The organism is Enterobacter cloacae complex sp. 370H10 (genome assembly GCF_050031535.1).
In the GTDB taxonomy this organism is placed as follows: Bacteria; Pseudomonadota; Gammaproteobacteria; order Enterobacterales; family Enterobacteriaceae; genus Enterobacter; species Enterobacter intestinihominis.
This window is the reverse complement of the sequence record NZ_JBLGWG010000001.1, coordinates 238592-251664: the sequence shown is the minus strand read 5'-3', so window position 1 is coordinate 251664 and position 13073 is coordinate 238592. Positions and strand designations below refer to the sequence as shown.

The 13073-nt window shown below is 52.3% G+C and carries 11 protein-coding genes and 4 tRNA genes; 1 reads left to right on the top strand and 14 read right to left on the bottom strand.

All coding sequences use genetic code 11. The annotated features are described in order from the left end of the window. Nucleotides 1–17: 17 nt before the first annotated feature. The 12 genes from rpoB to ACQG2Q_RS01210 form a co-directional block, all read right to left on the bottom strand. Complete coding sequence (gene rpoB / locus ACQG2Q_RS01265; protein WP_023299068.1) at nt 18–4046, bottom strand: DNA-directed RNA polymerase subunit beta; 4029 nt, start codon at nt 4044–4046, stop codon at nt 18–20. A 319-nt stretch (nt 4047–4365) separates the two neighbouring features. Next, nucleotides 4366–4731: a 50S ribosomal protein L7/L12 gene (gene rplL, locus ACQG2Q_RS01260; RefSeq protein WP_002445276.1), complete on the bottom strand. Its 366-nt coding sequence runs from the start codon at nt 4729–4731 to the stop codon at nt 4366–4368. 66 nt (nt 4732–4797) lie between these two features. Next, nucleotides 4798–5295, bottom strand: coding sequence for a 50S ribosomal protein L10 (gene rplJ, locus ACQG2Q_RS01255; protein WP_426759050.1), 498 nt, complete (start codon nt 5293–5295; stop codon nt 4798–4800). A gap of 289 nt (nt 5296–5584) precedes the next feature. Next, nucleotides 5585–6289 carry a 50S ribosomal protein L1 gene (rplA, locus tag ACQG2Q_RS01250; RefSeq protein ID WP_006810530.1) on the bottom strand — a complete coding sequence of 235 codons (705 nt, stop codon included), beginning with the start codon at nt 6287–6289 and terminating at the stop codon, nt 5585–5587. Between the two features lie 3 nt (nt 6290–6292). Further along, nucleotides 6293–6721: a 50S ribosomal protein L11 gene (rplK, locus tag ACQG2Q_RS01245; protein WP_003862340.1), complete on the bottom strand. Its 429-nt coding sequence runs from the start codon at nt 6719–6721 to the stop codon at nt 6293–6295. A gap of 156 nt (nt 6722–6877) precedes the next feature. Next, nucleotides 6878–7423, bottom strand: a complete 546-nt coding sequence (gene nusG / locus ACQG2Q_RS01240; RefSeq protein ID WP_003862341.1) for a transcription termination/antitermination protein NusG — start codon at nt 7421–7423, stop codon at nt 6878–6880. 1 nt (nt 7424) lies between these two features. Beyond that, nucleotides 7425–7808, bottom strand: a complete 384-nt coding sequence (gene secE, locus ACQG2Q_RS01235) for a preprotein translocase subunit SecE (RefSeq protein WP_003862342.1) — start codon at nt 7806–7808, stop codon at nt 7425–7427. Between the two features lie 227 nt (nt 7809–8035). Next, nucleotides 8036–9220 (bottom strand): elongation factor Tu, encoded by a 1185-nt coding sequence (tuf, locus tag ACQG2Q_RS01230; RefSeq protein WP_022646700.1) that lies wholly within the window; start codon nt 9218–9220, stop codon nt 8036–8038. A gap of 118 nt (nt 9221–9338) precedes the next feature. Further along, nucleotides 9339–9414 (bottom strand) — tRNA-Thr (locus ACQG2Q_RS01225). A 6-nt stretch (nt 9415–9420) separates the two neighbouring features. Then, nucleotides 9421–9495 (bottom strand) — tRNA-Gly (locus tag ACQG2Q_RS01220). Nucleotides 9496–9611: 116 nt separating this feature from the next. Further along, nucleotides 9612–9696: transfer RNA gene (locus tag ACQG2Q_RS01215), tRNA-Tyr, on the bottom strand. A gap of 8 nt (nt 9697–9704) precedes the next feature. Further along, nucleotides 9705–9780: transfer RNA gene (locus ACQG2Q_RS01210), tRNA-Thr, on the bottom strand. 317 nt (nt 9781–10097) lie between these two features. Here ACQG2Q_RS01210 and coaA point away from each other — a divergent pair. After that, nucleotides 10098–11048 (top strand): type I pantothenate kinase, encoded by a 951-nt coding sequence (coaA, locus tag ACQG2Q_RS01205; RefSeq protein ID WP_032622068.1) that lies wholly within the window; start codon nt 10098–10100, stop codon nt 11046–11048. A 44-nt stretch (nt 11049–11092) separates the two neighbouring features. Here the strand turns inward: coaA and dppF are convergent, their stop codons facing one another. Both dppF and dppD read right to left on the bottom strand, forming a co-directional pair. Continuing rightward, entirely contained in the window at nt 11093–12091 is a 999-nt protein-coding gene (gene dppF / locus ACQG2Q_RS01200; protein WP_022646698.1) for a dipeptide ABC transporter ATP-binding subunit DppF, read from the bottom strand. Beyond that, nucleotides 12088–13071, bottom strand: coding sequence for a dipeptide ABC transporter ATP-binding protein (gene dppD, locus ACQG2Q_RS01195; RefSeq protein ID WP_010426220.1), 984 nt, complete (start codon nt 13069–13071; stop codon nt 12088–12090). Before dppD ends, dppF begins: the two co-directional genes overlap by 4 nt. Between the last annotated feature and the right edge of the window lie 2 nt (nt 13072–13073).

The window sequence follows — 13073 nt, the reverse complement described above, 5'->3', positions numbered from 1 at the left end:
ACCTGTTTGAGCGAGAATTACTCGTCTTCCAGTTCGATGTTGATACCCAGCGAACGAATCTCTTTCAACAGTACGTTGAAGGATTCTGGCATGCCCGGTTCCATCTGATGGTTGCCGTCTACGATGTTCTTATACATCTTAGTACGACCATTCACGTCATCAGACTTAACGGTGAGCATTTCCTGCAGGGTGTATGCTGCGCCGTATGCTTCCAGCGCCCACACTTCCATCTCCCCGAAGCGCTGACCACCGAACTGAGCCTTACCACCCAGCGGCTGCTGAGTAACCAGGCTGTAAGAACCGGTAGAACGAGCGTGCATCTTGTCGTCGACCAGGTGGTTCAGTTTCAGCATGTACATGTAACCTACGGTTACCGGACGCTCGAACTGTTCACCGGTACGGCCGTCAAACAGCGTAATCTGACCAGACGTTGGCAGACCACCCAGTTGCAGCAGCTCTTTAATTTCAGCTTCTTTTGCACCGTCGAATACTGGCGTTGCAATTGGCATACCCTTACGCAGGTTTTCCGCCAGACGCAGAACTTCATCATCGCTGAAGGTGTTCAGGTCGACTTTCTGACGCACGTCGGTACCCAGATCGTAGGCACGCTGGATGAACTCGCGCAGTTTCGCGACTTCTTCCTGCTGCTTCAGCATGGCGTTAATCTTGTCGCCGATACCTTTCGCAGCCATACCCAGGTGGGTTTCCAGGATCTGACCGATGTTCATACGAGACGGTACACCCAGTGGGTTCAGTACGATATCTACCGGCGTACCGTTAGCATCGTGCGGCATATCTTCGATCGGGTTGATCTTAGAGATAACACCCTTGTTACCGTGACGACCTGCCATCTTGTCACCAGGCTGGATCTGACGTTTAACAGCCAGATACACCTTAACAATCTTCAGCACGCCTGGTGCCAGATCGTCGCCCTGAGTGATTTTGCGGCGTTTCGCTTCGAGTTTTTTCTCGAACTCGTGTTTCAGTTCGTCATACTGCTCAGCCAGCTGTTCCAGCTGATTCTGTTTCTCTTCGTCGGTCAGGCCCAGCTCCAGCCAGCGATCGCGTGGCAGTTTGTCGAGCTTCTCAGCTTCAACGCCACCGGCAACCAGCACCGCATAGATACGGCTGAACAGACCCGCTTCGAGGATTTGCAGTTCTTCAGACAGGTCTTTCTTAGCCTGTTTGAGCTGCATCTCTTCGATTTCCAGCGCACGCTTATCTTTCTCAACGCCGTCACGAGTGAAGACCTGAACGTCGATAACCGTACCGGAAACACCGTTTGGTACGCGCAGAGAAGAGTCTTTAACGTCAGACGCTTTCTCACCGAAGATAGCACGCAGCAGTTTCTCTTCTGGCGTCAGCTGGGTTTCGCCTTTCGGTGTAACCTTACCAACCAGAATGTCGCCGCCGGTCACTTCCGCACCGATGTAAACAATACCGGATTCATCCAGTTTGGAGAGCGCAGCTTCACCCACGTTAGGGATGTCGGCAGTGATCTCTTCTGGCCCCAGCTTGGTGTCACGGGACACACAGGCCAGTTCCTGAATGTGGATGGTGGTGAAACGATCTTCCTGAACCACACGCTCGGAGACGAGGATGGAGTCTTCGAAGTTGTAACCGTTCCACGGCATGAACGCTACGCGCATGTTCTGACCGAGCGCCAGTTCACCGAGGTCGGTGGACGGACCGTCTGCCAGCACGTCGCCGCGCTCAACTGGCTCACCCAGAGATACGCAAGGCATCTGGTTGATACAGGTGTTCTGGTTAGAACGGGTGTATTTGGTCAGGTTGTAGATGTCGATACCCGCTTCGCCCGGATACATCTCGTCTTCGTTAACTTTGATAACGATACGGGATGCGTCAACGTACTGAACGGTACCGCCACGCTTAGCAACTGCTGTAACACCGGAGTCAACGGCAACAGCACGTTCCATACCGGTACCAACCAGCGGCTTATCAGCACGCAGAGTTGGAACGGCCTGACGTTGCATGTTCGCACCCATCAATGCACGGTTGGCGTCATCGTGTTCCAGGAACGGGATCAGGGACGCACCGACGGATACCACCTGTTGGGTGGATACGTCCATGTAGTCAACCTGGTCGCGGCTGAACAGGCTGGATTCGCCTTTGCTACGGCAGGTAACCAGATCTTCTACAAAGTGGCCTTCGTCATCCAGGTTGGAGTTCGCCTGAGCGATAACGTAGTTGCCTTCTTCGATAGCAGACAGGTAATGAATTTCGTCGGTAACCACACCGTCGGTCACTTTACGATACGGGGTCTCAAGGAAACCGTATTCGTTTGTCTGTGCGTACACGGACAGGGAGTTGATCAGACCGATGTTTGGACCTTCAGGCGTTTCGATTGGACATACGCGACCGTAGTGAGTCGGGTGTACGTCTCGAACTTCAAAGCCTGCACGTTCACGGGTCAGACCGCCTGGGCCGAGTGCAGAGATACGACGTTTGTGCGTGATCTCAGACAGCGGGTTGTTCTGGTCCATGAACTGAGACAGCTGGCTGGAACCGAAGAACTCTTTCACTGCCGCAGAAATCGGCTTGGCGTTGATCATATCCTGAGGCATCAGGGTATCCAGATCGCCCAGAGACAGACGCTCTTTCACCGCACGCTCTACACGAACCAGGCCAACGCGGAACTGGTTTTCCGCCATTTCGCCTACGGAACGGATACGGCGGTTGCCGAGGTGGTCGATATCGTCCACTTCGCCTTTACCGTTACGGATATCGATGAGCTTCTTCATCACTTCAATGATGTCGTCTTTGCTCAGGATACCGGAACCTTCGATTTCGTCGCGCAGCAGAGAACGGTTGAACTTCATACGACCTACCGCGGACAGATCGTAGCGGTCTTCGGAGAAGAACAGGTTCTCGAACAGGCTTTCAGCCGCTTCGCGAGTTGGTGGCTCACCAGGACGCATCATGCGGTAGATTTCAACCAGCGCGCTCAGACGATCGTTGGTTGGGTCGACGCGTACAGTCTCAGAGATGTACGGACCGTGGTCCAGATCGTTGGTGAACAGCGTTTCGATACGTTTGTGGCCAGACTGGCTCAGCTTAGCCAGCAGATCCAGGCTCAGCTCCATGTTCGCCGGGCAGATCAGCTCGCCAGTTGATTCATCAACGTAATCTTTCGCGGCTACTTTTCCTGCAATGTATTCAACCGGAACTTCGATGTGTTTGATATCATCTTTTTCCAGCTGGCGGATGTGGCGCGCGGTGATACGGCGACCTTTTTCCACATACACTTTGCCGTCGGCTTCGATGTCGAACGACGCGGTCTCACCACGCAGACGTTCCGGCACCAACTCCATCTGCAACTTGTTGTCGCGGATTTCAAAGATCACTTTCTCAAAGAACAGGTCCAGGATCTGCTCAGTGGTATAGTTCAGTGCACGCAGAATGATGGTTGCAGGCAGCTTACGACGACGGTCGATACGGACAAACAGGTTGTCTTTTGGATCGAATTCGAAGTCCAGCCATGAACCACGGTAAGGAATGATGCGTGCGTTATACAGTACTTTACCGGAAGAGTGCGTTTTACCTTTATCGCTGTCGAAGAAGACGCCCGGGCTACGGTGCAGCTGGGAAACGATAACACGCTCAGTACCGTTGATAACGAAAGTACCGTTGTCCGTCATGAGTGGAATTTCACCCATGTAGACTTCTTGTTCTTTAATGTCTTTTACGGTGCCTTCCGGCGCTTCGCGCTCGTAGATCACCAGACGCAGTTTTACGCGCAGCGGTGCGGAATAGGTCACGCCACGGATCTGACATTCCTGAACGTCAAACACCGGTTCGCCAAGGCGGTAGCTGACGTACTGCAGCTCGGAATTACCGCTGTAGCTCTGAATCGGGAACACGGAACGGAAGGCTGCTTCCAGGCCGTACTGCCCTTCAGGATCTTGCTCGATAAACTTCTGGAACGAGTCAAGCTGGATAGAAAGGAGATATGGAATGTCCAGAACTTGTGGACGTTTACCAAAATCCTTACGAATACGTTTTTTCTCGGTATAGGAGTAAACCATAGGGTTCCTCAGCTCGCTGACAAGTCGACCCATCTGTCCGACGAAGGGACAGTTTGTGCAACACCATTTTGTGGACCGGAAAATTGAATACTTTCCGCAATACCTGTTGCTATCACGCTTAAACCATTTCATTGCGATTTACACAGAGCGAGCACCCTGTCGCAGTATATTAAGTCGTCGATAGAAACAAGCATTGTCAGGACAACCAGCAGTCAAACAGTGTGAAATGCTGCTGATGCCTTACAGCGCAAAAAGGCTGGTGACTAAAAAGTCACCAGCCATCAGCCTAATTACTTAGGCTGCAACCAGAAAAGTTGGCTTATTTAACTTCAACTTCAGCGCCAGCTTCTTCCAGAGATTTTTTCAGTGCTTCTGCGTCGTCTTTGCTCACGCCTTCTTTCAGCGCAGCTGGAGCAGATTCTACCAGGTCTTTAGCTTCTTTCAGACCCAGGCCAGTTGCGCCACGTACTGCTTTGATTACAGCAACTTTGTTCGCGCCAGCAGCTTTCAGAATTACGTCGAATTCAGTTTTTTCTTCAGCAGCTTCAGCCGGGCCCGCAGCTACAGCTACAGCAGCAGCAGCAGAAACACCGAATTTTTCTTCCATTGCAGAAACCAGCTCTACAACGTCCATTACGGACATAGCTGCTACTGCTTCAATGATTTGATCTTTAGTGATAGACATTTAAATTGTTCCTGAAAATCAGAATAAGTTTATACGTAAGCAAATGCTTTATAAAGATAACTGCGATTAAGCAGCTTCTTTCGCATCGCGTACAGCAGCCAGAGTGCGAACCAGTTTGCCAGCCGCAGCTTCTTTCATGGTTGCCATCAGGCGTGCAATTGCTTCTTCGTAGGTCGGCAGGGTGGCCAGGCGATCGATTTGCGATGCCGGGATCAACTCACCTTCAAAGGCTGCAGCTTTGACCTCAAATTTTGCACTCGCTTTCGCGAACTCTTTGAACAGACGAGCAGCAGCGCCCGGGTGTTCCATAGAGTATGCAATCAGGGTCGGACCAACAAACGTGTCTTTCAGGCACTCGAACTGAGTACCTTCAACTACGCGACGCAGCAGGGTGTTACGAACAACACGCATGTATACGCCAGCTTCACGACCTGCTTTACGCAGTTCAGTCATTTTGTCTACAGTAACGCCACGGGAATCCGCAACTACTGCAGACAGCGCGCCTTTGGCTACTTCGCTGACTTCAGCAACAATCGCTTGTTTGTCTTGAAGATTTAAAGCCATTAGCTTTGCTCCTGGATGTTTGCCGGAACTCATGTTCCGGAACTCACTTCACTCGACCCAACGGGAAGAGCGTCTTAATACGGTGAGCAGAAACAAGCCAGAGTATTTAAAATAATCTTAGCGTTCTGTCACCGTCTACGCAGGGGATTAAGTTTCTTGCGAAACACCTGCGGTCTTCGACGGAGGCCTGGATAGGCCAGGCTCCAACGAACAATTCTTTTAGCCGCTAACTTTTGTTAGCAAACGTGGGGGTAAGATTGTAGACAAAATCACCGCCCACGTAAAGGCATTAGTTTGCAGCAGCGCTCAGGCCAGCCTGGTCAACTGCAACACCTGCACCCATGGTGGTGGAGATGCTAACTTTCTTGATGTACACGCCTTTCGCCTGAGTTGGTTTAGCTTTTTTCAGCGCAACCAGCAGAGCTTCCAGGTTTTCTTTCAGTTTGTCAGCGTCAAAGTCCACTTTACCGATGGTGGTGTGGATGATGCCGTTTTTGTCGTTACGGTAACGAACCTGACCTGCTTTAGCGTTCTTAACCGCTTCAGCAACGTTAGGAGTTACAGTACCCACTTTCGGGTTTGGCATCAGGCCGCGTGGACCCAGAACCTGGCCCAGCTGGCCAACAACGCGCATTGCATCTGGAGAAGCAATAACAACGTCAAAGTTCATTTCGCCTTTCTTGATCTGATCAGCCAGATCTTCCATACCTACCAGTTCAGCGCCAGCAGCTTTAGCCGCTTCAGCGTTTGCACCCTGAGCAAATACAGCTACGCGTACGGAACGGCCAGTACCGTGTGGCAGTACAGTTGCGCCACGAACGTTCTGATCGGATTTACGAGCGTCGATGCCCAGGTTAACGGCAACGTCAACGCTTTCAACGAACTTAGCAGTTGCCAGTTCTTTCAGCAGAGCGATAGCTTCGTTGATGTCGTACTGTTTGGTCGCATCAACTTTGTCACGGATCACGGACATGCGCTTGGTCAGTTTAGCCATTTCTTAGTCCTCCACTACCAGGCCCATGGAACGTGCAGTACCTTCAATGGAGCGAGTCATCGCTTCAATGTCGGAACCAGTCATGTCGGCAGCTTTGGTCTGCGCGATTTCCTGCAGCTGAGCGCGGGAAATTTTACCCACTTTGTCTTTGTTCGGCTTACCGGAACCAGACTTGATGCCCGCTGCTTTCTTCAGCAGAACTGCTGCTGGAGGGGTTTTGGTAACGAAAGTGAAAGAACGGTCAGCGTAAACAGTGATTACAACTGGGATTGGCAGACCTTTTTCCATGGATTCAGTTTTGGCGTTGAACGCTTTACAGAATTCCATGATGTTCACACCCTGCTGACCCAGAGCTGGACCAACTGGTGGACTTGGGTTCGCCATACCTGCTGCAACCTGCAGCTTGACGTAGGCTTGTACTTTCTTAGCCATTCTAAAATCCTCTGATTGGGTAATAACGCCTCGGAGAGGCTCCCCGTGAATAAAATTCGTTTTACGGGTCGGAACCCATAAAAACAAAAGGCGCGAAATTGTATTCCAATCTCGCGCCCTGTGCAACGATTAAATCGTCGCTTTTTTGATCGCTGCTTAGGCTTTTTCTACCTGAGCAAAGTCCAGCTCTACCGGGGTCGCACGACCAAAGATAGAAACGGAAACTTTCAGGCGGGACTTCTCGTAGTCCACTTCTTCGACGACGCCATTAAAGTCAGCAAACGGACCGTCGTTAACACGAACCATCTCACCCGGTTCAAACAGCGTTTTCGGACGCGGTTTATCACCCACCTGCTGGAGGCGGTTCATAATCGCATCAACTTCTTTGTCGCTGATTGGCGCCGGACGGTCAGATGTGCCGCCGATAAAGCCCATCACGCGTGGTACGCTGCGCACCAGGTGCCAGCTCGCGTCGTTCATCACCATCTGAACCAGCACGTAACCCGGGAAGAATTTACGCTCGCTTTTGCGACGTTGGCCGCCACGGATCTCAACCACTTCTTCGGTCGGAACCATAACTTCGCCAAATAACTCTTCCATATTGTGTAATTTGATATGCTCACGCAGCGACGTAGCTACGCGGCCTTCAAAACCGGAAAACGCCTGAACGACGTACCAGCGCTTTTTAGGGGCTTCAGACATCTCAGAACCTCAGGCCAGTGATAAAGGATACCAGGCGAACCAGAATACCATCCAGTCCCCACAGGATCAGTGACATTACAGCGGTTACCGCCGCTACAATCAGCGTGGTGTGCAATGTTTCCTGGCGAGTCGGCCAAATGACCTTGCGGACTTCGGTACGCGCTTCGCGGGCAAACGCAACGGTCGCTTTGCCTTTCGTCGTCAACAGCGCGACACCACCCGCCGCAGCAATCAGAATTACCACTGCAAGCGCGCGTAGCGGCAGCATCATGTCACGATAAAGATAGTTGCCGACAATCGCCACAATCAGCAGCACGGCTACAACTACCCATTTCATCGCTTCCAGGCCGCGCCCGCTCCCTTGAGCTTCGGTATTCGCACTCATAAACCAACCTGTCAGAAGTATTCTACAAACATTTTCACCCCGCGAGTGCGAGGCAAACCAATCGAAATGCTATTCGCTTTTCGTATTATACGCTCTCCGCAGAGCCTGTCTCAGCAATGATTATGACAAAATTAATCACTGATGAGCCAGGTTCTGATGTGAAAGCGTGCAAAAAGGGCATCAAATGATGCCCTTTTATTGCGCATTGCGTCAAATGTTATCAGCGATTAGCCGAGAACTTTAGCAACAACGCCCGCGCCAACGGTACGGCCGCCTTCACGGATTGCGAAACGCAGACCGTCGTCCATCGCGATTGGGTGGATCAGAGTCACAACCATCTTGATGTTGTCGCCTGGCATTACCATCTCTACGCCTTCTGGCAGTTCGATGGTACCGGTCACGTCAGTTGTACGGAAGTAGAACTGTGGACGGTAGCCTTTGAAGAACGGAGTATGACGGCCGCCTTCGTCTTTGGACAGAATGTACACTTCAGATTCGAACTTGGTGTGTGGCTTGATTGAGCCTGGCTTCGCCAGAACCTGACCACGTTCGATTTCTTCACGTTTGATACCACGCAGCAGAACACCAACGTTCTCACCAGCACGGCCTTCGTCCAGCAGTTTGCGGAACATTTCAACGCCAGTACAGGTAGACTTCGCAGTCTCTTTGATACCAACGATTTCAACTTCTTCACCAACTTTGATGATACCGCGCTCTACACGACCGGTAACAACGGTACCACGACCGGAGATGGAGAATACGTCTTCGATTGGCAGCAGGAATGGCTTGTCAATCGCACGCTCTGGTTCTGGGATGTAAGAATCCAGGAAGCCAGCCAGTTCGATGATTTTCGCTTCCCACTCTGCGTCGCCTTCCAGCGCTTTCAGCGCGGAACCACGAACGATTGGAGTATCGTCGCCTGGGAAATCGTACTGAGACAGCAGTTCACGAACTTCCATCTCTACCAGTTCCAGCAGCTCTTCGTCATCAACCATGTCGCATTTGTTCAGGAACACGATGATGAAAGGAACGCCTACCTGACGACCCAGCAGGATGTGCTCACGAGTCTGAGGCATAGGGCCGTCAGTCGCAGCAACAACCAGGATCGCGCCGTCCATCTGCGCAGCACCGGTGATCATGTTTTTAACATAGTCGGCGTGGCCTGGGCAGTCTACGTGTGCGTAGTGGCGAGTCGGGGTGTCATACTCAACGTGAGAGGTGTTGATGGTGATACCACGAGCTTTTTCTTCTGGTGCGTTATCGATCTGATCGAAAGCACGAGCAGCACCGCCGTAGGTTTTAGCCAGTACGGTAGTGATTGCAGCGGTCAGCGTTGTTTTACCATGGTCAACGTGGCCGATAGTACCGACGTTAACGTGCGGTTTTGTACGTTCAAACTTTTCTTTAGACATCGATTGTCCCTCTAAGACACGGATAAATCGGTGATATCACCACATCAACCAGGCGAAAATGCCTGAACTGTTGAATACATTTACATTGAAACAGAGAGAAAGGGAGGGAGAAGTGAAGTGGTGCTGATACCCAGAGTCGAACTGGGGACCTCACCCTTACCAAGGGTGCGCTCTACCAACTGAGCCATATCAGCACGTATTGGAGCGGGCAGCGGGAATCGAACCCGCATCATCAGCTTGGAAGGCTGAGGTAATAGCCATTATACGATGCCCGCATCCTGAAACTCGGCTACCCAGTTCTTTCTGTAACAAAAAAAGAGATTTCTCTCTTTTCTGTTCGAGCTGGTCAATTTTTCCAACCAGCTCCGGCGGCGTTGACGCTGCCAGAAAGTGGTGGTGGGGGAAGGATTCGAACCTTCGAAGTCTGTGACGGCAGATTTACAGTCTGCTCCCTTTGGCCGCTCGGGAACCCCACCGGACTTGATGGTGCCGACTACCGGAATCGAACTGGTGACCTACTGATTACAAGTCAGTTGCTCTACCTACTGAGCTAAGTCGGCATCAAGTAGCGCGCATTCTATGGAGACCTGCGCAGTCATGCAACTAAAAAATTGCATAAAACGTTCTTTCGCTCACATTTTATTCGAAACCAGGGCTAACCGCTGTAAATTCATCCGCTCGCGATTAAAAATCCAACATGAACGCCTGATTTCGGCACGCTATAGCCCCGGGTGATGCCTGCCCGGTTAAGCATCGCTTTCCCATATTTTTTCTTATTATTCCTCTCATCTGGTGTTAACCTCCTGCCCATTGTCCAAAATTAACTATGTGATGAGCCCGCACCCGCCGTTTCGTGATGGTTCACAGAAGCATGCTTATGAGCAAAAAAGAGCAAACGTTAATGACGCCCTATCTTCAGTTTAACCGTAGCCAGTGGGCAGCCCTGCGTGACTCCGTCCCTATGACACTGACGGAAGGTGAAATCGCACGGCTAAAAGGGATAAACGAAGATCTCTCCCTGGAAGAGGTGGCAGAAATCTATCTCCCCCTCTCTCGCTTGCTTAACTTTTACATCAGCTCCAACTTGCGTCGTCAGGCCGTACTGGAACAGTTCCTCGGCACGAACGGTCAACGTATTCCTTATATCATCAGTATTGCGGGCAGCGTGGCAGTGGGTAAAAGTACCACCGCGCGCGTGCTACAGGCGCTGCTGAGCCGCTGGCCGGAACACCGCAGCGTGGAGCTGATCACCACCGACGGCTTCCTGCATCCCAATGAGGTGTTGAAAGAACGCGGCCTGATGAAGAAGAAGGGCTTCCCGCTCTCTTATGATATGCACCGCCTGGTAAAGTTTGTCTCTGATTTAAAATCGGGCGTGCCGAACGTTACCGCACCGGTCTACTCGCATCTGATCTACGACCGCATCCCGGATGGTGACAAAACGGTGGTGCAGCCCGACATCCTGATTCTGGAGGGCTTAAACGTACTGCAAAGCGGGATGGATTACCCTCACGATCCGCATCACGTGTTTGTCTCTGACTTCGTCGATTTCTCAATTTATGTGGATGCGCCTGAAGATCTGTTGCAACGCTGGTATATCAACCGCTTCCTGAAGTTCCGTGAAGGGGCGTTCACCGACCCGGATTCTTACTTCCACAACTACGCTCAGCTCTCTGAAGAAGAGGCTATCAACGTGGCGACCGGGCTGTGGAATGAGATCAACTACGTCAACCTCAAAGAGAACATCCTGCCGACGCGCGAACGTGCAAGCCTGATCCTCACCAAGAGTGAGAAACACGCCGTTGACCAGATTCGTTTACGGAAGTAGATCTCAGACGTAAAAAAAAACCGGCTAATCGCCGGTTTTTTCCTTTATGCATGCGGCTTTTCGCCGTTTTCATCCTGATCGACCGCGAAGCAGGCCACCAGCTGTCCGCCATAATCTTTCAGTTGTGGCTGCAACTGCGTACACGGACCGAAGCGGCGACGGCAGCGAGCGTTGAACGCACATCCCGGCGGCGGGTTAAGCGGGCTTGGTAACTCGCCGGTCAGCTTAATGCGCTCACGGCGGTCATCCGGGTTCAGTCGCGGCGTCGCAGACAGTAGTGCCTGAGTATATGGATGACGCGGGTTATTAAAGATCTGATCTTTCGTCCCCTTCTCTACGCAGCGTCCCAGATACATCACCATCACCTCATCGGCAATGTGCTCAACCACAGACAGGTCATGGGAGATGAAAACGTACGACAGCCCAAGATCCTGCTGTAAATCCATCATCAGGTTCAGCACCTGCGCACGCACGGATACGTCGAGCGCCGAAACTGGTTCATCGGCAATCACCACGTCCGGGTCGAGCATCAGACCACGGGCGATGGCGATACGCTGACGTTGACCGCCAGAGAACATATGCGGATAGCGATCGTAATGCTCGGTTTTCAGGCCCACCTTCGCCATCATCGCCAGCGCTTTTTCACGACGCTGCTCTTTGCTCAGGTTGCTGTTGATCAGCAGCGGCTCTTCCAGAATCTGCCCCACTTTTTTTCGCGGGTTCAGCGAACCATACGGATTCTGGAACACAATCTGGATTTTCTGACGTCGCAGTTTCTGCGCCTGCGGATCGTGCTTGAGCAGATCCTGGCCCTGATAGTAAAGCTCGCCGCCAGTCGGAACTTCAATCATCGTTAACAGACGGCCCAGCGTGGACTTCCCACAGCCAGATTCCCCTACCACCGCCAGCGTTTTTCCGCGTTCGAGAGTAAAGGAGACACCATCCAGCGCTTTTACCAGGCGCTCAGGAGCAAAGAGGCCCTTCTTCACCGGGTAATGTTTTTTCAGGTCGATGGCCTGCAACAGCATTTGTTGCGTACTCATAGTGTTGGCCTCCCGGCATCATCGAGTGGGTAGTGGCATTTCGACTGACGTCCGTCAGCTAACAGGTTCAGCTCCGGCTCGTCGACGCGGCATTTATCCGTCGCATACGGGCAGCGCGGGTTAAGCAGACAGCCCTGAGGACGGTCATATTTACCCGGTACCACCCCCGGCAGCGAGGCCAGACGCGCTTTATCCTGCGCGAACTCCGGCAGCGCGCGCAGCAGCGCCTGCGTATAGGGATGACGCGGGGCCCGGAAGATATCGTGTGAACTCCCGGTCTCCACCACCTGGCCTGCATACATCACAATGATTTTGTGTGCCGCTTCAGCCACCAGCGCCAGATCGTGCGTAATCAGCACCAGCGCCATATTCTCTTTCTGCTGCAACTCCAGCAGTAGCTCAATAATTTGCGCCTGAATGGTCACGTCCAGCGCGGTTGTCGGTTCATCGGCAATCAGCAGTTTTGGACGACAGGCAATGGCCATCGCGATCATTACACGCTGACTCATCCCACCGGATAACTGGTGCGGATAAACGTCCAGACGCGATGCCGGATCGGGTATACCCACCTGCGTCAGCAGGTCAATAGCGCGCTGGCGACGGGTTTGCTTGTTACCGCCCTGGTGCACCTTAATGGCTTCCATAATCTGGAAACCCACGGTGTAACACGGGTTCAGACTGGTCATCGGGTCCTGGAAGATCATCGCCACTTCCGCTCCCACCAGTTGGCGGCGCTGTTTTTCGGAAATGCGCTGCAGATCCTGGCCATTGAACTCCAGGCTTTCCGCCATTACGCGGCCGGGATAGTCAATCAGCCCCATGATTGCCAGTGAACTCACTGACTTACCGGAACCGGACTCCCCAACGATACCAACCACTTCGCCCTGATTTACGCTATAGCTGATGCGGTCCACAGCACGAAACGGTGTGCCTTCATCGCCGAAGTGCACCGATAATTTATCTACATTTAATAACGCCATCT